General features: G+C 49.6%; 22 protein-coding genes and 2 tRNA genes. 17 read left to right on the forward strand and 7 right to left on the reverse strand.

Features of this window, described 5'->3' with window-relative positions:
- The first annotated feature begins 159 nt into the window (after positions 1-159).
- The 10 genes from ACJHYD_RS05045 (at position 160) to ldtE (ending at position 11,125) form a co-directional block, all read left to right on the forward strand.
- A complete protein-coding gene (locus ACJHYD_RS05045; protein WP_000612975.1) occupies positions 160-3,216 on the forward strand; it encodes an FAD-binding and (Fe-S)-binding domain-containing protein in 3,057 nt (1,018 codons plus the stop codon).
- Positions 3,213-3,623 carry a 1,4-dihydroxy-2-naphthoyl-CoA hydrolase gene (gene menI / locus ACJHYD_RS05050; protein WP_000637986.1) on the forward strand — a complete coding sequence of 137 codons (411 nt, stop codon included), beginning with the start codon at positions 3,213-3,215 and terminating at the stop codon, positions 3,621-3,623. The genes ACJHYD_RS05045 and menI overlap by 4 nt, the downstream gene beginning before the upstream one ends.
- 99 nt (positions 3,624-3,722) lie before the next feature.
- Positions 3,723-3,911: a YdiH family protein gene (locus tag ACJHYD_RS05055; RefSeq protein ID WP_001296104.1), complete on the forward strand. Its 189-nt coding sequence runs from the start codon at positions 3,723-3,725 to the stop codon at positions 3,909-3,911.
- Positions 3,912-4,459: 548 nt separating this feature from the next.
- Positions 4,460-4,828, forward strand: a complete 369-nt coding sequence (gene sufA / locus ACJHYD_RS05060; protein ID WP_000367171.1) for a Fe-S cluster assembly scaffold SufA — start codon at positions 4,460-4,462, stop codon at positions 4,826-4,828.
- An 8-nt stretch (positions 4,829-4,836) separates the two neighbouring features.
- Entirely contained in the window at positions 4,837-6,324 is a 1,488-nt protein-coding gene (gene sufB / locus ACJHYD_RS05065; RefSeq protein WP_001389790.1) for a Fe-S cluster assembly protein SufB, read from the forward strand.
- 9 nt (positions 6,325-6,333) lie between these two features.
- A complete protein-coding gene (gene sufC, locus ACJHYD_RS05070; RefSeq protein WP_000948872.1) occupies positions 6,334-7,080 on the forward strand; it encodes a Fe-S cluster assembly ATPase SufC in 747 nt (248 codons plus the stop codon).
- Positions 7,055-8,326: a Fe-S cluster assembly protein SufD gene (sufD, locus tag ACJHYD_RS05075; RefSeq protein ID WP_001551170.1), complete on the forward strand. Its 1,272-nt coding sequence runs from the start codon at positions 7,055-7,057 to the stop codon at positions 8,324-8,326. The genes sufC and sufD overlap by 26 nt, the downstream gene beginning before the upstream one ends.
- Positions 8,323-9,543, forward strand: a complete 1,221-nt coding sequence (sufS, locus tag ACJHYD_RS05080; protein WP_000144587.1) for a cysteine desulfurase SufS — start codon at positions 8,323-8,325, stop codon at positions 9,541-9,543. The genes sufD and sufS overlap by 4 nt, the downstream gene beginning before the upstream one ends.
- 12 nt (positions 9,544-9,555) lie before the next feature.
- On the forward strand, positions 9,556-9,972 hold the full coding sequence (sufE, locus tag ACJHYD_RS05085; protein WP_001551169.1) for a cysteine desulfuration protein SufE: 417 nt from the start codon (positions 9,556-9,558) through the stop codon (positions 9,970-9,972).
- 148 nt (positions 9,973-10,120) lie between these two features.
- Complete coding sequence (gene ldtE / locus ACJHYD_RS05090) at positions 10,121-11,125, forward strand: L,D-transpeptidase LdtE (protein WP_000817109.1); 1,005 nt, start codon at positions 10,121-10,123, stop codon at positions 11,123-11,125.
- Positions 11,126-11,188: 63 nt separating this feature from the next.
- Here the strand turns inward: ldtE and lpp are convergent, their stop codons facing one another.
- The 3 genes from lpp to ACJHYD_RS05105 all read right to left on the reverse strand — a co-directional run bounded on the left by lpp (position 11,189) and on the right by ACJHYD_RS05105 (position 13,350).
- Positions 11,189-11,425: a murein lipoprotein Lpp gene (lpp, locus tag ACJHYD_RS05095; protein ID WP_000648420.1), complete on the reverse strand. Its 237-nt coding sequence runs from the start codon at positions 11,423-11,425 to the stop codon at positions 11,189-11,191.
- 310 nt (positions 11,426-11,735) lie between these two features.
- Entirely contained in the window at positions 11,736-13,148 is a 1,413-nt protein-coding gene (gene pykF / locus ACJHYD_RS05100; protein WP_001295403.1) for a pyruvate kinase PykF, read from the reverse strand.
- A 7-nt stretch (positions 13,149-13,155) separates the two neighbouring features.
- Entirely contained in the window at positions 13,156-13,350 is a 195-nt protein-coding gene (locus ACJHYD_RS05105; RefSeq protein WP_240806354.1) for a protein YnhH, read from the reverse strand.
- Positions 13,351-13,704: 354 nt separating this feature from the next.
- Between ACJHYD_RS05105 and fumD the strand changes: the two genes are divergently transcribed.
- The 7 genes from fumD (at position 13,705) to ydhT (ending at position 20,100) form a co-directional block, all read left to right on the forward strand.
- Positions 13,705-13,914, forward strand: a complete 210-nt coding sequence (gene fumD, locus ACJHYD_RS05110; RefSeq protein WP_000528342.1) for a fumarate hydratase FumD — start codon at positions 13,705-13,707, stop codon at positions 13,912-13,914.
- A 455-nt stretch (positions 13,915-14,369) separates the two neighbouring features.
- Positions 14,370-14,996, forward strand: a complete 627-nt coding sequence (locus tag ACJHYD_RS05115) for a ferredoxin-like protein (protein ID WP_001070230.1) — start codon at positions 14,370-14,372, stop codon at positions 14,994-14,996.
- 20 nt (positions 14,997-15,016) lie between these two features.
- Positions 15,017-17,119 carry an aldehyde ferredoxin oxidoreductase gene (locus ACJHYD_RS05120; protein WP_001520610.1) on the forward strand — a complete coding sequence of 701 codons (2,103 nt, stop codon included), beginning with the start codon at positions 15,017-15,019 and terminating at the stop codon, positions 17,117-17,119.
- A 12-nt stretch (positions 17,120-17,131) separates the two neighbouring features.
- Positions 17,132-17,770 carry a YdhW family putative oxidoreductase system protein gene (locus ACJHYD_RS05125; RefSeq protein WP_001551168.1) on the forward strand — a complete coding sequence of 213 codons (639 nt, stop codon included), beginning with the start codon at positions 17,132-17,134 and terminating at the stop codon, positions 17,768-17,770.
- Positions 17,771-17,833: 63 nt separating this feature from the next.
- The gene (locus ACJHYD_RS05130; RefSeq protein ID WP_001309532.1) at positions 17,834-18,502 is read left to right on the forward strand and encodes a 4Fe-4S dicluster domain-containing protein; all 669 of its coding nucleotides are present in this window, start codon (positions 17,834-17,836) and stop codon (positions 18,500-18,502) included.
- A complete protein-coding gene (gene phsC / locus ACJHYD_RS05135) occupies positions 18,499-19,284 on the forward strand; it encodes a thiosulfate reductase cytochrome B subunit (protein ID WP_001070006.1) in 786 nt (261 codons plus the stop codon). The genes ACJHYD_RS05130 and phsC overlap by 4 nt, the downstream gene beginning before the upstream one ends.
- A gap of 3 nt (positions 19,285-19,287) precedes the next feature.
- Positions 19,288-20,100 (forward strand): protein YdhT, encoded by an 813-nt coding sequence (ydhT, locus tag ACJHYD_RS05140; RefSeq protein ID WP_000587586.1) that lies wholly within the window; start codon positions 19,288-19,290, stop codon positions 20,098-20,100.
- Between the two features lie 11 nt (positions 20,101-20,111).
- Here the strand turns inward: ydhT and ACJHYD_RS05145 are convergent, their stop codons facing one another.
- From ACJHYD_RS05145 to ACJHYD_RS05160, 4 genes are all read right to left on the reverse strand, one after another.
- A complete protein-coding gene (locus tag ACJHYD_RS05145; RefSeq protein WP_001551167.1) occupies positions 20,112-21,716 on the reverse strand; it encodes an FAD-NAD(P)-binding protein in 1,605 nt (534 codons plus the stop codon).
- 125 nt (positions 21,717-21,841) lie between these two features.
- A complete protein-coding gene (locus tag ACJHYD_RS05150) occupies positions 21,842-22,147 on the reverse strand; it encodes a monooxygenase (protein ID WP_001551166.1) in 306 nt (101 codons plus the stop codon).
- A 107-nt stretch (positions 22,148-22,254) separates the two neighbouring features.
- Positions 22,255-22,331: transfer RNA gene (locus ACJHYD_RS05155), tRNA-Val, on the reverse strand.
- A gap of 4 nt (positions 22,332-22,335) precedes the next feature.
- Positions 22,336-22,412: transfer RNA gene (locus ACJHYD_RS05160), tRNA-Val, on the reverse strand.
- Between the last annotated feature and the right edge of the window lie 174 nt (positions 22,413-22,586).

Below are 22,586 nucleotides of genomic sequence, written 5' to 3' on the forward strand. Positions count from 1 at the left end.
CACTTACTATTGTAAGCTCCTGGAGTTCACTCGCTTGCCGCCTTTCTGCAACACGAAATCCATAGAGTAAACAAACATCACCTTTCAGTGCGCTATTGCAGCAGCCTGAAAGAATAGTGTATCGACCTACATCACAGACCGCAGGAAAGGGTCAATATAATGATTCCACAGATTTCCCAGGCACCCGGCGTCGTTCAACTGGTGCTTAATTTTTTGCAAGAGCTGGAGCAACAGGGGTTTACCGGCGATACGGCGACAAGTTATGCCGATCGTCTGACAATGTCGACCGACAACAGTATTTACCAACTTCTCCCCGATGCGGTGGTATTTCCGCGTTCAACCGCAGATGTGGCGCTGATCGCCCGTCTTGCCGCGCAGGAACGCTATTCATCGCTGATCTTTACCCCCCGCGGCGGCGGCACCGGCACTAACGGTCAGGCGCTCAACCAGGGGATTATTGTTGATATGTCCCGCCATATGAACCGCATCATCGAAATTAACCCTGAAGAGGGCTGGGTGCGCGTTGAGGCCGGGGTGATAAAAGATCAACTCAATCAGTACCTGAAACCGTTCGGCTACTTTTTTGCGCCGGAACTTTCGACCAGCAACCGGGCAACGCTCGGTGGGATGATCAATACCGATGCATCCGGTCAGGGATCGCTGGTCTATGGCAAAACGTCAGATCACGTACTTGGCGTACGCGCGGTGTTGTTGGGGGGCGATATTCTCGATACGCAACCTTTACCCGTCGAGCTGGCGGAAACGCTGGGTAAATCCAATACCACAATCGGGCGAATTTATAACACGGTTTATCAACGTTGCCGTCAGCAACGCCAGTTAATCATCGACAACTTCCCCAAACTTAACCGCTTTCTTACCGGTTACGATCTGCGTCATGTCTTTAACGACGAGATGACCGAGTTTGACCTGACGCGCATTCTGACGGGTTCAGAAGGGACGCTGGCCTTTATTACCGAAGCGCGGCTGGATATTACGCCCTTGCCTAAAGTGCGCCGTCTGGTGAACGTCAAATATGACTCTTTTGACTCCGCGCTGCGTAACGCGCCGTTTATGGTTGAGGCGCGGGCGCTTTCGGTAGAGACGGTGGACTCAAAAGTGCTGAATCTGGCGCGGGAAGATATTGTCTGGCATTCCGTCAGCGAGTTGATTACCGATGTGCCTGACAAAGAAATGCTCGGGCTGAACATTGTGGAATTTGCTGGTGATGATGAGACGCTGATTGATGAGCGAGTAAATGCACTCTGTGCGCGGCTGGATGAACTTATCGCCAGTCAGCAAGCAGGTGTGATCGGCTGGCAGGTATGCAGTGAGCTGGCAGGTGTTGAGCGTATTTATGCGATGCGCAAAAAAGCTGTCGGCCTGCTCGGTAATGCCAAAGGAGCAGCCAAGCCAATTCCGTTTGCTGAGGATACCTGCGTACCGCCGGAACATCTGGCAGATTATATTGCTGAATTTCGCGCGCTGCTCGACAGCCACGGCTTAAGCTACGGTATGTTTGGTCACGTCGATGCAGGTGTCCTGCACGTCCGTCCGGCACTGGATATGTGCGATCCGCAACAAGAGATTTTGATGAAGCAAATCTCTGATGATGTAGTGGCGCTTACCGCGAAATACGGTGGTTTGTTGTGGGGCGAGCACGGCAAAGGTTTTCGCGCCGAATACAGCCCGGCGTTTTTCGGTGAGGAACTTTTTGCAGAACTGCGTAAAGTGAAAGCGGCATTTGACCCGCATAACCGACTCAACCCAGGGAAGATTTGCCCGCCAGAAGGTCTCGATGCACCGATGATGAAAGTGGACGCGGTGAAGCGTGGCACATATGATCGACAGATCCCCATTGCGGTACGCCAGCAGTGGCGTGGTGCGATGGAGTGTAACGGCAACGGTTTATGCTTCAACTTTGATGCCCGCAGTCCGATGTGCCCGTCGATGAAGATTACCCAGAACCGGATTCATTCACCGAAAGGGCGCGCAACGCTGGTGCGTGAATGGCTGCGTTTGTTGGCAGATCGCGGTGTTGACCCAGTCAAACTGGAACAAGAGCTGCCTGAATCAGGCGTCAGTTTGCGGACGTTAATTGCCCGCACGCGCAATAGCTGGCATGCGAATAAAGGCGAATATGACTTCTCCCACGAAGTCAAAGAGGCGATGTCGGGCTGTCTGGCCTGTAAAGCTTGTTCGACCCAGTGCCCAATCAAAATTGACGTGCCTGAGTTTCGTTCTCGCTTTCTGCAACTCTATCACACCCGTTATTTGCGCCCGCTGCGCGACCACCTCGTCGCCACGGTCGAGAGCTACGCACCGCTGATGGCACGCGCGCCGAAAACCTTTAACTTCTTCATTAACCAGCCGCTGGTGCGCAAACTCTCGGAAAAACATATCGGCATGGTTGATTTGCCGCTGCTGTCGGTCCCCTCGCTACAACAACAAATGGTGGGGCATCGCTCGGCAAACATGACGCTGGAACAGCTTGAAGCTCTCAGTGCAGAGCAGAAAGCGCGCACGGTGCTGGTGGTGCAGGACCCCTTTACCAGCTATTACGATGCGCAAGTGGTGGCGGATTTTGTCCGTCTGGTCGAAAAATTAGGTTTCCAGCCGGTGTTACTGCCATTTTCGCCAAATGGCAAAGCCCAGCATATCAAAGGCTTTCTTAATCGTTTTGCGAAGACGGCGAAAAAGACGGCGGATTTCCTCAACCGTGTGGCGAAGCTGGGGATGCCAATGGTGGGAGTCGATCCGGCGCTGGTACTTTGTTATCGCGATGAATATAAACTGGCGCTGGGCGAGGAACGTGGCGAGTTTAACGTCTTACTGGCGAATGAATGGCTGGCAAGCGCACTTGACTCACAGCCAGTGGCTACAGTCAGCGGTGAATCATGGTATTTCTTTGGTCACTGTACCGAAGTTACCGCTTTGCCGGGCGCGCCAGCACAATGGGCCGCGATATTTGCCCGTTTTGGCGCGAAACTGGAAAATGTCAGCGTGGGTTGCTGCGGCATGGCAGGGACTTACGGACATGAAGCGAAAAACCATAAAAATTCGCTCGGGATCTATGAGTTATCCTGGCATCAGGCGATGCAGCGACTGCCGCGTAATCGCTGTCTGGCGACCGGATATTCCTGCCGTAGCCAGGTAAAACGGGTCGAAGGCACGGGGGTACGCCATCCTGTGCAGGCTTTACTGGAGATTATTAAATGATATGGAAACGAAAAATCACCCTGGAAGCACTGAATGCCATGGGTGAAGGAAACATGGTGGGGTTGCTGGATATTCGCTTTGAACATATTGGTGATGACACCCTTGAAGCGACAATGCCAGTAGACTCGCGGACAAAGCAGCCTTTCGGGTTGCTGCATGGAGGGGCATCCGTGGTACTGGCCGAAAGTATCGGTTCCGTTGCCGGTTATTTATGTACCGAAGGTGAGCAAAAGGTGGTTGGTCTGGAAATCAATGCTAACCACGTCCGCTCGGCACGAGAAGGGCGGGTGCGCGGCGTATGCAAACCGTTGCATCTCGGTTCGCGTCACCAGGTCTGGCAGATTGAAATCTTCGATGAGAAAGGGCGTTTGTGCTGTTCGTCACGATTGACGACCGCCATTTTGTGACGTTGTCACCAGAAAAGTGTGACGCATATTGCTTTTGGTCATTATCTGCACAGTAAACGGTGGTATACTGTGCAGGTCTTGTCTAAAAGCGAGGATGCTATGTCTACTCAACTTGATCCCACCCAGCTGGCCATTGAATTTTTACGCCGTGACCAAAGCAATCTTTCACCTGCCCAATATCTCAAACGTCTGAAACAACTAGAACTTGAATTTGCTGACCTGCTTACTCTCTCTTCTGCTGAATTAAAAGAAGAAATCTACTTTGCCTGGCGTCTGGGCGTGCATTGATCCTGACTTGATGCCGCAATTTCGCCAAATCGACCTGGATTAACCTCCGTCCAGGTTCGATGGCCTTCTTAATACTGCTTATCTACCCGCCTGATATTGTTCAAAAATAATACTAATCGCAGTTTGTGTTAAAACGGCGGGTTAGCTTTATGAGATTATTCTTATCGCCCCTTCAAGAGCTAAGCCACTGAGAGTGCCGGAGATAAGCGCCGGATGGGGTAGAAACCCTTAAGCCTGTGTCGCACAGACTTAAGGGTTTTCTTATTTCTGAACGCTGCACTTTTTTACCTATCTCTTAAATAGTCATTTTCAATACAACTTTTTCTTTTTCATCACAGCCTTAATGCTCCTTAGATAATAATCATTATCTAACAATGAGATACCTAATTCTTAGCGTGCCTGTTAACCCACACATCAGGGTCTATGCTTATTAAAAGCAGGAAAAAAGCATGTTTTACGGTAAAGCCCCTGCGTTTGCTGGGTTGAACTGATAATCATTATCACTAACATGCTGTTATACGCTGAAAGCGATGAAGTGAGGTAAATCGATGGACATGCATTCAGGAACCTTTAATCCACAGGATTTCGCCTGGCAGGGCTTAACGCTGACACCCGCAGCCGCTGTCCACATCCGCGAGCTGGTGGCAAAGCAGCCGGGTATGGTCGGCGTGCGCTTAGGCGTGAAGCAAACGGGCTGCGCGGGCTTTGGCTATGTGCTCGACAGTGTTAGCGAGCCGGACAAAGACGATCTGCTGTTTGAACACGACGGCGCGAAGCTGTTTGTCCCGCTGCAAGCGATGCCGTTTATTGATGGCACGGAAGTCGATTTTGTTCGTGAAGGACTTAATCAGATATTCAAATTTCACAACCCTAAAGCCCAGAATGAATGTGGCTGTGGCGAAAGCTTTGGGGTATAGGCGGTACTATGTCTCGTAATACTGAAGCAACTGACGATGTCAAAACCTGGACCGGCGGCCCGCTGAATTATAAAGAAGGATTCTTCACCCAGTTAGCCACCGATGAGCTGGCAAAGGGGATAAACGAAGAGGTGGTGCGCGCAATTTCGGCGAAGCGTAATGAGCCGGAGTGGATGCTGGAGTTTCGTCTCAACGCCTATCGCGCATGGCTGGAGATGGAAGAACCGCACTGGTTGAAAGCGCACTACGACAAGCTGAATTATCAGGATTACAGCTACTACTCAGCACCATCGTGCGGTAATTGTGACGACACTTGTGCGTCTGAACCCGGCGTGGTGCAGCAAACTGGCGCGAACGCCTTTTTAAGTAAAGAGGTGGAGGCGGCGTTTGAGCAGTTGGGCGTTCCCGTGCGGGAAGGCAAAGAGGTGGCGGTGGACGCCATTTTCGACTCTGTTTCGGTTGCCACCACTTATCGCGAAAAACTGGCGGAGCAGGGAATTATTTTCTGTTCCTTTGGCGAGGCGATCCACGATCACCCGGAACTGGTGCGTAAATATCTCGGCACCGTGGTGCCGGGGAATGACAACTTCTTTGCCGCACTTAATGCGGCGGTAGCCTCTGACGGTACGTTTATTTATGTGCCTAAAGGCGTGCGCTGCCCGATGGAACTTTCCACCTATTTTCGTATTAACGCGGAAAAAACCGGGCAGTTTGAGCGCACCATTCTGGTGGCCGACGAAGACAGCTACGTTAGCTACATTGAAGGCTGTTCCGCTCCGGTGCGTGACAGCTATCAGTTACACGCGGCGGTGGTGGAAGTCATCATCCATAAAAACGCCGAGGTGAAATATTCCACGGTACAAAACTGGTTCCCTGGCGATAACAACACCGGCGGTATTCTCAACTTCGTCACCAAGCGTGCTTTGTGCGAAGGCGAAAACAGCAAAATGTCATGGACGCAATCAGAAACCGGGTCAGCGATTACGTGGAAATATCCCAGCTGTATTTTGCGCGGCGATAACTCCATTGGTGAGTTTTACTCAGTGGCGCTGACCAGCGGTCATCAGCAAGCGGATACCGGCACCAAGATGATCCACATCGGTAAAAACACTAAATCGACCATTATCTCGAAAGGGATCTCTGCCGGACATAGTCAGAACAGTTATCGCGGCTTAGTGAAAATCATGCCGACGGCAACCAATGCGCGCAATTTCACTCAGTGCGACTCAATGCTGATTGGCGCTAATTGTGGGGCGCATACCTTCCCGTATGTCGAATGTCGCAATAACAGCGCACAACTGGAGCACGAGGCAACAACATCACGTATTGGTGAAGATCAACTGTTTTACTGCCTGCAACGCGGGATCAGCGAAGAAGACGCCATCTCGATGATTGTTAACGGTTTCTGCAAAGACGTGTTCTCAGAACTGCCGCTGGAATTTGCCGTTGAAGCACAAAAACTCCTCGCCATCAGTCTTGAACACAGCGTCGGATAAGGAATAAACATGTTAAGTATTAAAGATTTACACGTCAGCGTGGAAGATAAAGCTATCCTGCGTGGATTAAGCCTCGACGTTCGTCCCGGCGAAGTTCACGCCATTATGGGGCCAAACGGTTCTGGCAAAAGTACCTTATCGGCAACGCTTGCCGGGCGAGAAGATTATGAGGTGACGGGCGGCACGGTTGAGTTCAAAGGCAAAGATTTGCTTGCGCTGTCGCCGGAAGATCGTGCAGGTGAAGGCATCTTTATGGCCTTCCAGTATCCGGTGGAAATTCCCGGCGTCAGTAACCAGTTTTTCCTGCAAACGGCACTTAATGCGGTGCGCAGCTATCGCGGCCAGGAAACGCTCGACCGCTTTGATTTTCAGGATTTGATGGAAGAGAAAATCGCTCTCCTGAAGATGCCGGAGGATTTATTAACCCGTTCGGTAAACGTTGGTTTTTCCGGCGGCGAGAAAAAGCGCAACGATATTTTGCAAATGGCGGTGCTGGAACCGGAGTTATGCATTCTTGATGAGTCGGACTCCGGGCTGGATATTGACGCATTAAAAGTGGTTGCCGATGGCGTGAACTCGCTGCGTGACGGCAAGCGCTCATTCATCATTGTTACGCACTACCAACGCATTCTCGACTACATCAAGCCTGATTACGTCCATGTACTATATCAGGGACGAATTGTGAAATCCGGCGATTTCACGTTGGTCAAACAACTGGAGGAGCAGGGTTATGGCTGGCTTACCGAACAGCAGTAACGCGCTGCAACAGTGGCATCACTTGTTTGAAGCTGAAGGGACAAAACGCTCACCGCAAGCACAGCAGCATTTACAACAATTGCTGCGTACCGGACTGCCGACACGTAAACATGAAAACTGGAAATATACGCCGCTGGAAGGGCTGACCAATAGCCAGTTTGTCAGCATTGCGGGAGAGATATCCCCACAGCAGCGTGATGCCTTAGCGTTAACGTCAGACGCCGTGCGGCTGGTGTTTGTTGATGGACGTTACGTGCCCGCGCTGAGCGATGCAACTGAAGGCAGCGGATATGAAGTGAGCATTAACGACGACCGTCAGGGGTTACCCGACGCTATTCAGGCGGAAGTGTTTCTGCATTTGACGGAAAGCCTTGCGCATAGCGTGACGCATATCGCCGTGAAGCGCGGTCAACGGCCGGTAAAGCCATTGCTGTTAATGCATATCACCCAGGGCGTGGCAGGTGAAGAGGTGAACACTGCCCATTACCGACATCATCTGGATCTGGCGGAAGGTGCCGAAGCAACGGTGATCGAACATTTTGTCAGCCTTAATGATGCTCGTCATTTTACCGGGGCACGGTTCACTATCAATGTCGCAGCGAACGCCCACTTGCAGCATATCAAGCTGGCGTTTGAAAACCCGCTCAGTCACCACTTTGCCCATAACGATTTGTTGCTGGCTGACGATGCCACCGCATTTAGCCACAGTTTCCTGCTGGGTGGCGCAGTGTTACGACACAACACCAGTACGCAACTCAATGGCGAAAACAGCACGCTGCGGATCAATAGCCTGGCGATGCCGGTGAAAAACGAGGTGTGTGATACTCGTACCTGGCTGGAACACAATAAAGGTTTTTGTAACAGCCGACAGTTGCACAAAACTATCGTCAGCGACAAAGGCCGCGCGGTATTTAACGGTTTGATCAACGTCGCGCAGCACGCCATCAAAACGGATGGTCAGATGACCAACAATAATCTGCTGATGGGCAAACTGGCGGAAGTGGATACGAAACCGCAGCTGGAAATCTATGCAGATGATGTGAAATGCAGCCACGGCGCGACGGTGGGGCGCATTGATGACGAACAGATGTTTTATCTGCGCTCGCGCGGGATCAATCAGCAAGATGCCCAGCAGATGATCATCTACGCCTTTGCTGCTGAACTGACGGAAGCACTGCGTGATGAGGGGCTTAAACAGCAGGTGCTGGCCCGAATCGGTCAACGGCTGCCAGGAGGTGCAAGATGACTTTTTCCGTCGACAAAGTGCGGGCCGACTTTCCGGTGCTTTCGCGTGAGGTAAACGGTTTGCCGCTGGCTTATCTCGACAGCGCCGCCAGTGCGCAGAAACCGAGCCAGGTGATTGATGCCGAGGCTGAGTTTTATCGTCATGGCTACGCGGCGGTGCATCGCGGTATTCATACCTTAAGCGCCCAGGCGACCGAGAAAATGGAGAACGTGCGCAAGCGGGCATCGCTGTTTATTAATGCCCGTTCGGCGGAAGAGCTGGTGTTCGTCCGCGGCACGACGGAAGGGATCAATCTGGTCGCCAATAGCTGGGGTAACAGCAATGTGCGGGCGGGCGATAACATCATCATCAGTCAGATGGAGCACCACGCTAACATTGTTCCCTGGCAGATGCTTTGCGCACGCGTTGGCGCAGAGCTGCGTGTGATCCCGCTCAATCCCGACGGTACGTTGCAACTGGAGACGCTACCTACGCTGTTTGATGAGAAAACTCGCCTGCTGGCAATTACTCATGTCTCCAACGTGCTGGGAACGGAAAATCCGCTGGCGGAAATGATCACGCTTGCGCATCAGCATGGCACAAAAGTACTGGTGGATGGCGCTCAGGCGGTGATGCATCATCCGGTGGACGTTCAGGCGCTGGATTGCGATTTTTACGTGTTCTCCGGGCATAAACTGTATGGCCCCACTGGGATTGGCATTCTTTATGTCAAAGAAGCCTTGTTGCAGGAGATGCCGCCGTGGGAAGGGGGCGGTTCTATGATCGCCACCGTCAGCCTGAGTGAAGGCACTACCTGGACCAAAGCACCTTGGCGGTTTGAAGCCGGTACACCCAATACCGGGGGCATCATTGGTCTTGGCGCGGCGCTGGAGTATGTGTCGGCGCTGGGGCTTAATAATATAGCCGAGTATGAACAGAATCTGATGCACTACGCGCTATCACAGCTGGAATCTGTACCGGATCTCACTCTCTATGGTCCCCAGAACAGACTTGGCGTTATTGCTTTTAATCTTGGTAAACACCACGCCTATGATGTTGGCAGTTTTCTCGATAATTACGGCATTGCTGTGCGTACCGGACATCACTGCGCTATGCCATTAATGGCCTATTACAACGTTCCTGCCATGTGTCGGGCGTCGCTGGCTATGTATAACACCCATGAAGAAGTGGATCGTCTGGTGACCGGCCTGCAACGTATTCACCGTCTGCTGGGATAACAGGGAGGCACTATGGCTTTATTGCCGGATAAAGAAAAATTGCTGCGTAATTTTTTACGCTGCGCCAACTGGGAAGAGAAATATCTCTACATTATTGAGCTGGGCCAGCGTCTGCCAGAATTACGCGACGAAGACAGAAGCTCACAAAATAGCATTCAGGGCTGCCAGAGTCAGGTGTGGATTGTCATGCGCCAGAATGCGCAGGGAATTATTGAATTGCAGGGCGACAGCGATGCGGCGATTGTGAAAGGGCTTATTGCGGTCGTCTTTATTCTCTACGATCAGATGACGCCGCAGGATATTGTCAATTTCGATGTGCGTCCGTGGTTTGAAAAAATGGCGCTCACTCAACATCTCACCCCATCTCGTTCACAAGGTCTGGAAGCGATGATTCGCGCAATTCGCGCCAAAGCCGCTGCACTTAGCTAAACTAAAGGAACAGCTTTCATCCGGTTGGCTCACATTGCCGGATGGTCAATGTTTACACTGACCTGCACAGGAGTGTTTTGGTTTCAGGTGAACATAAGCGCCATCCGACGTTTCAGCGTGAGTCTCCGGCAAATACAGGAGGTTTACAATGAAACGCGCGTCTTTGCTTACACTCACGCTTATCGGCGCTTTTAGCGCCATCCAGGCTGCCTGGGCGGTTGATTATCCGCTACCTCCAACCGGAAGCCGACTGGTTGGGCAAAATCAAACGTATACGGTGCAAGAAGGGGATAAAAACCTTCAGGCCATCGCCCGACGTTTTGATACTGCGGCAATGTTGATCCTTGAAGCCAATAACACTATCGCCCCGGTGCCAAAACCTGGTACGACGATAACTATTCCTTCGCAACTGTTATTACCTGATGCGCCGCGTCAGGGGATTATCGTTAACCTGGCAGAGCTGCGCCTTTATTATTATCCGCCGGGAGAAAATATCGTGCAGGTCTATCCGATAGGTATTGGTTTGCAGGGGCTGGAAACGCCAGTGATGGAAACGCGTGTGGGGCAGAAAATCCCTAACCCAACTTGGACGCCTACGGCGGGCATTCGTCAGCGTTCGCTGGAGCGTGGCATTAAATTACCGCCAGTCGTTCCTGCCGGGCCAAATAACCCGCTAGGACGTTACGCACTGCGCCTCGCGCATGGTAATGGCGAATACCTCATTCATGGCACCAGTGCGCCGGACAGCGTCGGTTTGCGCGTCAGTTCGGGCTGTATTCGCATGAATGCGCCGGATATTAAAGCCTTATTCTCCAGCGTGCGGACGGGAACGCCGGTGAAAGTGATCAACGAACCGGTGAAATATTCCGTGGAACCGAACGGGATGCGTTATGTTGAAGTACATCGACCACTATCAGCAGAAGAACAGCAGAACGTTCAGACAATGCCATACACACTGCCAGCAGGCTTTACGCAATTTAAAGACAATAAGGGTGTAGATCAGAAATTAGTCGATAAAGCGTTGTATCGTCGGGCAGGGTATCCGGTTGCGGTGAGCAGTGGAGCAACTCCCGCAGCCAGCAATGCGCCTTCAGTAGAGTCAGCGCAGAATGGTGAACCAGAGCAAGGGAATATGTTACGCGCGACGCAGTAGCGGTAAATGGCAGGCAAAAAAAATGGCGCACAATGTGCGCCATTTTTCACTTCACAGGTACTATTACTTGCGGTATTTAGTAGCCATGTTGTCCAGACGCTGGTTAGCACGAGCTGCGTCATCTTTAGCAGCCTGAACGTCGGAACGCATTGCGTTCACGTCGTTGCTCAGCTGGTCAACTTTAGCGTTCAGAGTCTGAACGTCAGAAGACAGCTGATCGATTTTAGCGTTGCTGGAGCAACCTGCCAGCAGAGTAGAACCCAGGATTACCGCGCCCAGTACCAGTTTAGTAGCTTTCATTATTAATACCCTCTAGATTGAGTTAATCTCCATGTAGCGTTACAAGTATTACACAAACTTTTTTATGTTGAGAATATTTTTTTGATGGGAAGGCACTTATTTTTGATCGTTCGCTCAAAGAAGCATCGAACGCTGGGTTTTAGATAAAAAAATTGAGAGAAAACAGGATGCTTCCATCGGATTCATCTTAGATAAAGTGAGATTATATAGTGAAATCCGATTTGATTTTTTATTGCTTCTGGTTATCGATTAAATAAAAAAAGCGCCCATCAGGGCGCTTCGATATACAAATTAATTCACAAAAGCAATATTACAGGACGTGAACAGATGCGGTGTTAGTAGTGCCGCTCGGTACCAGTGCACCAGAAACCATAACTACGACGTCACCTTTGTGTGCCAGACCGCTCTGCAGAGCCAGTTCTTTACCCAGACGGTAGAAATCATCAGTAGAAGTGATCTCTTTAACCAGCTGCGGCACAACGCCTTTGCTCAGTACCAACTGATGAGCCGTTTTTTCGTTGGTGGTCAGTGCCAGGATGGTGGCATCCGGGAAGTATTTACGTACTGCGCGAGCAGATTTACCGCCCTGGGTAGCAACCACGATCAGCGGGGCATCCAGTTTTTCAGCAGTTTCAACGGCACCACGGCATACCGCTTCGGTAATGCGCAGTTTACGGTTGTCATTGTTGAACTCGAGACGGCTGTTCATCACGCGGTCGGTACGTTCGCAGATGGTCGCCATGATAGAAACCGCTTCCAGCGGGTATTTACCTTTTGCGGATTCACCAGACAGCATCACTGCGTCAGTACCGTCGAGGATGGCGTTTGCAACGTCACCGGCTTCTGCGCGAGTCGGGCGTGGGTTTTTGATCATGGAATCCAGCATCTGGGTCGCAGTGATAACGACTTTACGTGCACGGATACATTTTTCGATCATCATCTTCTGGGCGAAGATAACTTCTTCTACCGGGATTTCTACACCCAGGTCGCCACGCGCAACCATGATGCCGTCAGAGGCTTCGAGGATTTCGTCGAAGTTGTTGAGGCCTTCCTGGTTTTCGATTTTGGAGATGATGTGGATGTTTTCGCCGCCGTGCGCTTTCAGGTGCTCACGGATTTCGATAACGTCAGAACGCTTACGAATAAAGGAAGCAGCGACAAAGTCTACGCCTTGTTCGCAACCAAAGATCAGGTCCTGTTTGTCTTTTTCAGCCAGTGCTGGCAGGGCAATGGAAACGCCAGGCAGGTTCACACCTTTGTTTTCACCCAGGTCGCCGTTGTTCAGCACTTTACAGATAACTTTGTTACCTTCAATGGCAGTAACTTCCATACCGATCAGACCATCGTCAACCAGTACGGTGTTGCCAACAGACAGGTCAGTAGTGAAACCTTCATACGTTACCGCAACCATTTCGCTGTTGCCGATAACAGATTTATCAGTGGTGAAAGTAAAGGTCTGACCCGCTTTCAGAGAAACGTCGTTACCGCCTTCCAGTTTCATGGTGCGGATTTCCGGACCTTTGGTATCAAGCAGGATAGCGGCGGTTTTACCAGTTTTGCTCATCACGTTGCGCAGATTCTGAATGCGCTGACCGTGTTCTGCATAGTCACCATGAGAGAAGTTCAGACGCATAACGTTCATGCCAGCGTCCAGCATTTTAGCTAACATCTCTTCAGATTCGGTTTTCGGTCCGATGGTGCAAACAATTTTGGTCTTTTTCATGACAGTCTTAGTCTTTAAGTTGAGAAGGATGGGAGAAACTTGCTTTCTGGGCGCACTGCCGGAAAGCGAATCCGGTATTACGAAAGTGGTGGTGCCTCGCTCTAAGGATAGGTGACATCGAAAAAGCGTGCAGAGGAATGTGTGCTTGTGTCTCAGCCCAACGTGAGTGCCTGTTTTTGAGTCGTTGAGTTCTACAGTCCAAAGTGCTGAAACCATTCAAGAGTCAATTGGCGCGCATTATACGCTGAAATTAATCCAAAAGGAAAACAAAAACAGCGTTTCAAAAAATATACAACTTGTAAGACAATAAATTGTTATCAAAGATTTAACGTTCCAGGGAAAAGGTTACGCAAAAACTTCGCTGTTTGCGCAACGTCTGGTGCCGGGGTTGTCACTGTGAAGATAAGTGAAAGTTCATCCGGTGTATAAATACATCATCGCTCAATTGCTACAGTTAAAATAATTTATCGCGTTATTTGTCTGATTTTGTTTGATTTTTGTCTAATTGGTTAGATTGATATATGCTGATAGTTGGCATGATAAATAGGTATAAAGAATGGGAAATCGGACAAAAGAGGATGAACTGTACCGAGAAATGTGCAGAGTTGTCGGTAAAGTTGTGCTGGAAATGCGCGATCTGGGGCAGGAACCAAAGCATATTGTTATCGCAGGCGTATTACGTACAGCATTAGCCAATAAACGCATTCAGCGCAGTGAGCTGGAAAAGCAGGCGATGGAAACCGTCATTAACGCACTGGTAAAATGACCATTCAGGATGAGGCGATAAGCTTCATCCTGATATTCTTGCTTCAGTTGCGGTCCAGTTAATCATTCTAAATAACAACTGCTGAAATTATACGAATTTCGGTATGTATTTTAATTTATAGCGATAATGTTATTTTTATTTTCTGCAATGAACGTCACAAATAATTGTCGCTTAAGTTAAATTTATTTCAAATGATAATAAATATCAGTTCACTTATAATTTCTTGCTTTGTAATTTTAATTGATAACGATCAATGTTAAGGGCTCAGAATAATCACATTATTTTTTCTCCTAACCATAAAGGATTAGTTTATCGGCGTTAAATCTTTTCTCATACACTATCGGGTTAGGGAAAATATCTGGTGTTGGGGACAGAGTCAGCAGCGTATTAGTTGAATGCTTAATATCAGGCTGCTGAATTGTCAGCACTGTGTTTGCGAAGAGGATGCGAAATAAATGAACCCGGTTGATCGTCCACTATTAGATATTGGCTTAACGCGATTAGAATTCTTGCGTATATCAGGAAAAGGCCTTGCTGGTCTAACAATTGCCCCTGCGTTACTGTCACTTTTGGGTTGCAAACAGGAAGATATTGATAGCGGCACAGTAGGGTTGATAAATACACCCAAAGGGGTGCTGGTGACCCAGCGAGCGCGATGCACGGGTTGCCACCGCTGTGAAATCTCTTGTACCAACTTCAACGATGGCTCAGTAGGGACATTCTTCTCCCGTATCAAAATCCATCGCAATTATTTCTTTGGCGACAACGGGGTTGGCTCTGGCGGCGGCCTGTATGGCGATCTCAACTATACCGCGGACACCTGCCGACAATGCAAAGAGCCGCAATGCATGAACGTCTGCCCGATTGGTGCGATTACCTGGCAGCAGAAAGAAGGCTGTATTACCGTCGATCATAAACGCTGTATTGGCTGTAGCGCCTGTACTACGGCATGCCCGTGGATGATGGCCACCGTAAATACCGAAAGTAAAAAATCCTCGAAATGTGTGTTATGCGGTGAATGCGCAAACGCCTGCCCAACAGGGGCGTTAAAAATTATCGAGTGGAAAGATATTACTGTGTGAATCTTGCAAAGGAAAAAATCATGGCTAACGGTTGGACAGGTAATATATTAAGAGTCAATCTCACGACAGGAAATATTACCCTCGAAGATTCCAGTAAGTTTAAAAGTTTTGTTGGTGGTATGGGCTTCGGCTACAAAATTATGTATGACGAAGTACCGCCAGGCACGAAACCTTTCGATGAAGCGAATAAATTAGTCTTTGCTACCGGCCCATTAACTGGATCTGGTGCCCCCTGTAGTTCTCGCGTAAATATCACCTCACTTTCTACTTTTACCAAAGGAAATTTAGTCGTCGATGCCCATATGGGGGGCTTTTTTGCAGCGCAAATGAAATTCGCTGGATACGACGTCATTATTATCGAAGGGAAAGCGAAATCACCGGTATGGCTGAATATTAAAGATGACAAAGTTAGCCTGGAAAAAGCCGATTTCTTATGGGGAAAAGGTACGCGCGCAACTACGGAAGAGATTTGTCGCTTGACCAGCCCTGAAACCTGTGTGGCGGCTATTGGTCAGGCTGGGGAAAACCTTGTTCCTCTCTCTGGCATGTTGAATAGCCGTAACCACAGCGGTGGTGCGGGAACTGGCGCAATAATGGGTTCGAAAAACCTGAAAGCGATTGCGGTTGAAGGGACGAAAGGGGTCAACATTGCCGATCGTCAGGAGATGAAGCGTCTCAACGATTACATGATGACTGAACTTATCGGTGCGAATAACAACCATGTCGTGCCAAGTACGCCGCAATCGTGGGCAGAGTATTCAGATCCCAAGTCACGTTGGACAGCACGTAAAGGGCTGTTTTGGGGCGCGGCTGAAGGTGGTCCGATTGAAACGGGGGAAATTCCGCCAGGCAATCAGAACACGGTCGGCTTTCGTACCTATAAATCCGTTTTTGACTTAGGTCCGGCGGCAGAGAAATACACAGTAAAAATGAGCGGCTGCCACTCTTGCCCGATCCGTTGTATGACCCAAATGAATATTCCTCGGGTGAAAGAGTTTGGCGTGCCTGGCACCGGTGGTAACACTTGTGTAGCAAACTTTGTCCATACCACCATCTTCCCAAACGGGCCGAAAGATTTTGAAGATAAAGACGATGGTCGTGTGATTGGTAACCTGGTTGGTCTGAATCTATTCGATGACTACGGCCTATGGTGTAACTATGGGCAGCTGCATCGCGACTTTACTTATTGTTACAGCAAAGGGGTGTTCAAGCGTGTTCTACCAGCTGAAGAGTATGCGGAAATTCGCTGGGATCAACTGGAAGCGGGTGACGTTAACTTCATTAAAGATTTTTACTACCGTCTGGCGCATCGTGTGGGTGAGCTGAGTCACCTGGCTGATGGTTCATATGCCATCGCAGAACGCTGGAATTTGGGTGAAGAGTACTGGGGCTACGCGAAAAATAAACTCTGGTCGCCGTTTGGCTATCCAGTTCACCATGCCAATGAAGCGTCAGCGCAAGTCGGTTCCATTGTTAACTGTATGTTCAACCGTGACTGCATGACGCATACCCATATCAATTTTATTGGTTCCGGTTTGCCATTGAAACTGCAACGTGAGGTGGCGAAAGAGCTTTTTGGTTCTGAAGATGCTTACGATGAAACCAAAAACTACACGCCAATCAATGACGCAAAAATTAAATATGCTAAGTGGTCGCTGTTGCGGGTCTGTTTGCATAACGCCGTCACACTGTGCAACTGGGTCTGGCCAATGACCGTTTCGCCGCTGAAAAGCCGTAATTATCGGGGCGATCTGGCGCTTGAAGCCAAATTCTTCAAAGCGATCACTGGCGAAGAGATGACTCAGGAAAAATTAGATTTAGCTGCAGAGCGTATCTTTACGTTGCATCGTGCCTACACGGTAAAACTGATGCAAACCAAAGATATGCGTAATGAACACGATCTTATCTGTTCCTGGGTATTCGACAAGGATCCGCAGATCCCGGTCTTTACTGAAGGTACTGACAAAATGGACCGTGACGATATGCATGCTTCGCTCACGATGTTCTACAAAGAAATGGGCTGGGACCCACAGCTTGGTTGTCCGACCCGTGAAACATTGCAGCGTCTGGGGCTGGAAGATATTGCCGCCGATCTGGCAGCACACAATCTACTGCCTGCGTAAGGAATGGGTGAGATGAACCATCAGGATGAATTGCCGTTAGCGAAAGTCAGCGAAGTTGATGAGGCGAAGCGGCAATGGTTGCAGGGGATGCGTCACCCCGTTGATACGGTAACCGAACCAGAACCTGCTGAAATCCTGGCAGAGTTCATTCGTCAGCATTCTGCGGCTGGGCAGCTGGTGGCGCGCGCCGTGTTTCTTTCGCCACCCTATTCGGTTGCAGAAGAGGAACTGTCAGTTTTGCTGGAAAGCATTAAGCAGAACGGAGACCACGCGGATATCGCTTGTTTGACGGGAAGCCAGGATGATTACTATTACTCAACTCAGGCCATGAGTGAAAACTACGCGGCGATGTCTTTGCAAGTTGTGGAGCAGGACATTTGTCGCGCCATTGCACACGCCGTTCGTTTTGAGTGCCAGACGTATCCTCGTCCTTACAAAGTCGCCATGCTGATGCAAGCGCCATATTACTTCCAGGAAGCGCAGATCGAATCCGCGATCGCCGCGATGGATATTGCACCTGAATATGCTGATATACGGCAGGTGGAGTCATCGACGGCGGTGTTGTACTTGTTTAGCGAGCGATTTATGACCTATGGCAAGGCGTATGGCTTATGCGAATGGTTCGAGGTAGAGCAGTTTCAGAACCCCTGAAATTTCAGGGAGATGTCATGGATAGGGTGGACAGTTGCAGCCACTGCATTAGGGGATAATCAGATGTCCTTCACTCGACGCAAATTTGTTCTGGGGATGGGAACAGTAATCTTTTTTACTGGTTCTGCGTCTTCTCTGTTAGCGAACACGAGGCAAGAAAAGAAAGTTCGGTATGCCATGATTCATGACGAGTCACGGTGCAATGGCTGTAATATTTGCGCCCGCGCATGCCGTAAAACTAACCACGTCCCCGCTCAGGGAAGCCGTTTATCGATAGCACACATTCCAGTCACCGATAACGACAACGAAACGCAGTATCACTATTTTCGCCAGTCATGCCAGCACTGTGAAGATGCTCCTTGCATCGACGTATGCCCGACAGGGGCGTCGTGGCGTGATGAGCAGGGGATCGTGCGGGTAGAAAAATCGCAGTGCATCGGCTGCAGTTATTGCATTGGCGCTTGTCCTTACCAGGTTCGCTACCTTAACCCTGTCACTAAAGTGGCAGATAAATGTGATTTCTGCGCTGAGTCCCGACTGGCAAAAGGCTTTCCGCCCATTTGCGTCAGCGCCTGTCCGGAACACGCATTGATCTTTGGTCGCGAAGATAGCCCAGAAATTCAGGCGTGGTTGCAGGAAAATAAATACTATCAATATCAGCTACCTGGTGCCGGGAAACCGCACCTGTATCGCCGGTTCGGTCAACATTTGATTAAAAAGGAAAATGTATGAACCCGTCGCAACATGCTGAACAGTTTCAGAGCCAGTTGGCGAACTATGTGCCACAGTTCACTCCCCAATTTTGGCCGGTGTGGTTGATCATTGCCGGACTATTGCTGGTAGGGATGTGGTTTGTGCTGGGGCTGCATGCCTTGCTTCGTGCTCGTGGCGTGAAGAAATCAGCCACCGACCATGGTGAGAAGGTTTATCTTTACAGCAAAGCGGTCAGATTATGGCACTGGTCGAATGCGTTACTCTTTGTATTGTTGCTGGCAAGTGGGCTGATAAATCACTTTGCGCTGGTGGGCGCAACTGCGGTTAAAAGTCTGGTTGCGGTGCATGAAGTTTGCGGATTTTTGTTACTGGCATGTTGGCTCGGCTTTGTTCTGATCAATGCCGTTGGGGGTAATGGTCACCATTATCGCATTCGTCGTCAGGGGTGGCTGGAGCGAGCGGCAAAACAAACGCGATTCTATTTGTTTGGCATTATGCAGGGGGAAGAACATCCTTTCCCGGCAACAACACAGTCTAAATTTAATCCCTTACAGCAGGTTGCCTATATTGGTGTCATGTATGGATTGCTGCCGTTGTTACTATTGACGGGGCTGCTGTGTCTCTATCCGCAAGCCGTGGGAGATGTGTTTCCTGGCGTAAGATACTGGTTATTGCAGGCGCATTTTGCTCTGGCATTTATAAGCCTCTTTTTTATCTTCGGTCATCTTTATCTTTGCACCACGGGGCGTACGCCACACGAAACCTTTAAAAGCATGGTCGATGGCTATCACCGGCACTAACGAATGATCATTACACGAGCAGACCTGCGAGAATGGCGTATCGGAGCGGTGATGTATCGCTGGTTCCTGCGCCATTTCCCACGCGGCGGTAGTTATGCCGATATTCATCATGCACTGATTGAGGAAGGATATACGGACTGGGCGGAGAGTCTGGTTGAGTATGCGTGGAAAAAATGGCTGGCGGATGAAAACTTCGCGCATCAGGAAGTTTCCTCTATGCAAAAATTGGCCACAGATCCCGGAGAGAGACCATTTTGCAGTCAGTTTGCCCGCAGCGACGATCATGCTCGCATCGGCTGTTGTGAGGATAATGCCAGAATCGCAACCGCTGGGTATGCCGCGCAAATTGCCAGTATGGGTTATAGCGTGCGGATTGGAAGTGTCGGCTTTAACAGTCACATTGGCAGCTCCGGTGAACGCGCACGGGTTGCTGTAACCGGTAATTCTTCGCGGATAAGCAGCGCTGGAGATAGTAGTCGGATTGCGAATACCGGAATGCGAGTACGCGTTTGTACATTGGGTGAACGGTGTCATGTCGCCAGTAATGGTGACCTGGTGCAAATCGCCAGCTTTGGCGCAAACGCCAGAATTGCCAACAGCGGCGACAATGTACACATCATTGCCAGCGGTGAAGATTCAACAATAGTGAGCACGGGCGTGGTCGACTCAATTATTCTCGGGCCAGGGGGAAGCGCCGCACTGGCATATCATGACGGCGAAAGAGTTCGCTTCGCCGTCGCCATTGAAGGTGAAAACAATATTCGAGCCGGAGTCCGCTATCGTCTTAATGAACAGCATCAGTTTGTTGAGTGCTGATAGCTTTACCTTTAATCAAACGAAAGACGCCTACGTGCACGGGAGGCAGGTTTTACGACAGCCCGAGCCATCGCCTCACCAATTTCTGCACATGCCGTAAGTCCCTGAACGAAAGGCTGGTCGTGCATTAACCAGGGCAACGCGCCGAACGCTACGCGCCCACGAATATCTTCGGGTTGCTGTAACGTATAATCTTCGCCAACATCAGGGTTTTTATCCCCTGTTTTCTGTAATTGTTCGCGTAGTCCAGGGAAAGGAATATCTTTCACTTTAAGCGGACGCTGCCCACGGGCATCAATAAAAACGTCAAACGAGTAGCTGTTGTCTTCCGTTTTCAGGACGGTGCGCGACTCATTAATTTCCATTTCGTAGTCTTCACCGAGGGCGAGAATATGAATGATTCCCGCTTCACGTAAGGCCAGTAGTCGACGAATAGACTCTGAAGGGATTGCCGCATAATTATCGATGAAAACCCGGGCAAGGCCTTTACTGAACCGTTTATGGTCGTGTTCATTCAGATGTGGAACAATTTCCTGTACTGCTTCATGCAGGCGCAGAATGACATAACGCCAGGGAACAGTATGTTTTTCTCGTTTATTGCGTTCGACTTCCTGGAGATTTTTTTCTGCCCAGTCAAATGGGTCGCGTTGTTTGCGCTCGGCAAACCAGGCTTGAGCAAAGGAATCGACATTCAGGCTCTCTAAGGCTATGCGTTGGCTCCAGCCTGGATCAGCAAACTTGATTTCCTCTACTATCAATCTAAATACCCGATCCAAAAGGCCATATTCGCCTTTTTGAATCTCAGCATTTAATGCTTGATCAGTGACGATGTGTAAGGGCTCGTAGGGAATAGGGCAATAGAAATCGGCTTCGGGTAAAATACCCGTGCGCGACATTAACGTAATATTTAGCTTTTCACTTGCGTTATCGCGGTGAAAAATGACGTGTTGTTTATCATCTTCAATGAACGAACCATGCTGAATAGCCACTGCCATTGCCGCATCCAGTCCGCTCAAGGATGTTCCCATAATACCCACGTTACACGCATCGACCTTTGCTTCCATCAGGCCTGACCACGGGCTGGGAAAGTACGTTCTGGTTGCTTCTTCTTCATCAGGCCAGACGTGACCCGTGGCAATCACCGCTAAATCAAACGTCTCGCTGGGTAAATCCTGATTTGTAGCGAGCATGACGCCAGCATTTGTAATTTGCAGATCGGTAACCTGGCATGATTCATAAACAGCCACCGCAAATTTTTGCTGTCGTGCCTGGTCTACTAATCGTAAAAATTGATCGCGGAAATATTCGCCCAGCAGAATTCGCGGTAAAAACTGACGATCGTGCAAGGTTTCTTTTTTAACGCCATAACGCTGGAGATGGCTGGCTTCTTGCTTTTGTAGCCATTCGAGATACGTACAATAAATCGGCGGTATTTCAATACTGGCAATATTTGCCAGCATCAGTTTTGAGTTTTCCTCATCACTGTATGGCATCCCGACACCGGCTTCGTCAGCCTGCTCGAAGATAGAAATAGAAAGTGGAGTTTGTTGCTGTAGAAGCGAGAATAAGGTGTAGATCCCCGTAGGCCCGGCACCCACAATAGCAATTTTTTTCATTGTTACTTACCTGTACGCATTCTTTCGAATTTAGTGTTATCAGATAAGTTTGGTTGAAATTTTTAGAATTTGAGAAATTTCAGACAGGGATGAAAAGGGCGCTAACCGCCCTTGGTTAAAATCTGTCAGGCGAGTTTTGCCTGATTGATTTGACTCAGTGGCTCATTGACATCGAAAACTTTGGCGACAACTTCCTCAACGCCGAGATTTTTCAGTCGGGCAGTATGTTTTTCCAGATAGGCAAGGGCGCTTTTTTCATCAGTGAAAAGGTAGATCCCACCGGCTTCGTGGTTCTTTTCACTTTCTGTCCATACCTTCCACAGAAAACCAGGTTCCTGATTAATCGACTCAGCAAGCGGTTCAAGCTGCTCAGCCATTGCGTCGCCAAATGGGCCATTAAAAGCAAAATGAAGTTGTAACAAAGTTGCCATAGCGATTCTCCTTCTGATAACGCATACGAAGACAGTGTAAATCTTTTAATGTATTGGATACAGAGAAGAAACAGAGGGAAAAAGGAGAAGACCAGATTAAGAAAATCTGGTGCGTCCGAGTGGACTCGAACCACCGACCCCCACCATGTCAAGGTGGTGCTCTAACCAACTGAGCTACGGACGCAGGATGGTGCGTTCAATTGGACTCGAACCAACGACCCCCACCATGTCAAGGTGGTGCTCTAACCAACTGAGCTATGAACGCAACGTTGTAGGTGACAACGGGGACGAATATTAGCGGCAGAGTGGGAAGGTGGCAAGAGGCAAAACGTAATTTTCTGCGCTATTTCGACCGTTTGCAGAGCTTTTAAGCAAATTGGCTATATTTTGTTGATTTGCAAGGGCGATTTTTATTCAGGATCGCATTTACATCTGACAC

The sequence above is a fragment of the Escherichia sp. WS1368 genome (assembly GCF_046487485.1).
Lineage (GTDB): Bacteria > Pseudomonadota > Gammaproteobacteria > Enterobacterales > Enterobacteriaceae > Escherichia > Escherichia coli.

What these genes read in the sequence shown, in the direction of transcription:
- ACJHYD_RS05045 (WP_000612975.1), top strand. Translation starts at nt 160, where the DNA reads ATGATTCCACAGATTTCCCAGGCACCCGGCGTCGTTCAACTGGTGCTT.
- menI (WP_000637986.1), top strand. Translation starts at nt 3,213, where the DNA reads ATGATATGGAAACGAAAAATCACCCTGGAAGCACTGAATGCCATGGGT.
- ACJHYD_RS05055 (WP_001296104.1), top strand. Translation starts at nt 3,723, where the DNA reads ATGTCTACTCAACTTGATCCCACCCAGCTGGCCATTGAATTTTTACGC.
- sufA (WP_000367171.1), top strand. Translation starts at nt 4,460, where the DNA reads ATGGACATGCATTCAGGAACCTTTAATCCACAGGATTTCGCCTGGCAG.
- sufB (WP_001389790.1), top strand. Translation starts at nt 4,837, where the DNA reads ATGTCTCGTAATACTGAAGCAACTGACGATGTCAAAACCTGGACCGGC.
- sufC (WP_000948872.1), top strand. Translation starts at nt 6,334, where the DNA reads ATGTTAAGTATTAAAGATTTACACGTCAGCGTGGAAGATAAAGCTATC.
- sufD (WP_001551170.1), top strand. Translation starts at nt 7,055, where the DNA reads ATGGCTGGCTTACCGAACAGCAGTAACGCGCTGCAACAGTGGCATCAC.
- sufS (WP_000144587.1), top strand. Translation starts at nt 8,323, where the DNA reads ATGACTTTTTCCGTCGACAAAGTGCGGGCCGACTTTCCGGTGCTTTCG.
- sufE (WP_001551169.1), top strand. Translation starts at nt 9,556, where the DNA reads ATGGCTTTATTGCCGGATAAAGAAAAATTGCTGCGTAATTTTTTACGC.
- ldtE (WP_000817109.1), top strand. Translation starts at nt 10,121, where the DNA reads ATGAAACGCGCGTCTTTGCTTACACTCACGCTTATCGGCGCTTTTAGC.
- lpp (WP_000648420.1), bottom strand. Translation starts at nt 11,425, where the DNA reads ATGAAAGCTACTAAACTGGTACTGGGCGCGGTAATCCTGGGTTCTACT.
- pykF (WP_001295403.1), bottom strand. Translation starts at nt 13,148, where the DNA reads ATGAAAAAGACCAAAATTGTTTGCACCATCGGACCGAAAACCGAATCT.
- fumD (WP_000528342.1), top strand. Translation starts at nt 13,705, where the DNA reads ATGGGAAATCGGACAAAAGAGGATGAACTGTACCGAGAAATGTGCAGA.
- ACJHYD_RS05115 (WP_001070230.1), top strand. Translation starts at nt 14,370, where the DNA reads ATGAACCCGGTTGATCGTCCACTATTAGATATTGGCTTAACGCGATTA.
- ACJHYD_RS05120 (WP_001520610.1), top strand. Translation starts at nt 15,017, where the DNA reads ATGGCTAACGGTTGGACAGGTAATATATTAAGAGTCAATCTCACGACA.
- ACJHYD_RS05125 (WP_001551168.1), top strand. Translation starts at nt 17,132, where the DNA reads ATGAACCATCAGGATGAATTGCCGTTAGCGAAAGTCAGCGAAGTTGAT.
- ACJHYD_RS05130 (WP_001309532.1), top strand. Translation starts at nt 17,834, where the DNA reads ATGTCCTTCACTCGACGCAAATTTGTTCTGGGGATGGGAACAGTAATC.
- phsC (WP_001070006.1), top strand. Translation starts at nt 18,499, where the DNA reads ATGAACCCGTCGCAACATGCTGAACAGTTTCAGAGCCAGTTGGCGAAC.
- ydhT (WP_000587586.1), top strand. Translation starts at nt 19,288, where the DNA reads ATGATCATTACACGAGCAGACCTGCGAGAATGGCGTATCGGAGCGGTG.
- ACJHYD_RS05145 (WP_001551167.1), bottom strand. Translation starts at nt 21,716, where the DNA reads ATGAAAAAAATTGCTATTGTGGGTGCCGGGCCTACGGGGATCTACACC.
- ACJHYD_RS05150 (WP_001551166.1), bottom strand. Translation starts at nt 22,147, where the DNA reads ATGGCAACTTTGTTACAACTTCATTTTGCTTTTAATGGCCCATTTGGC.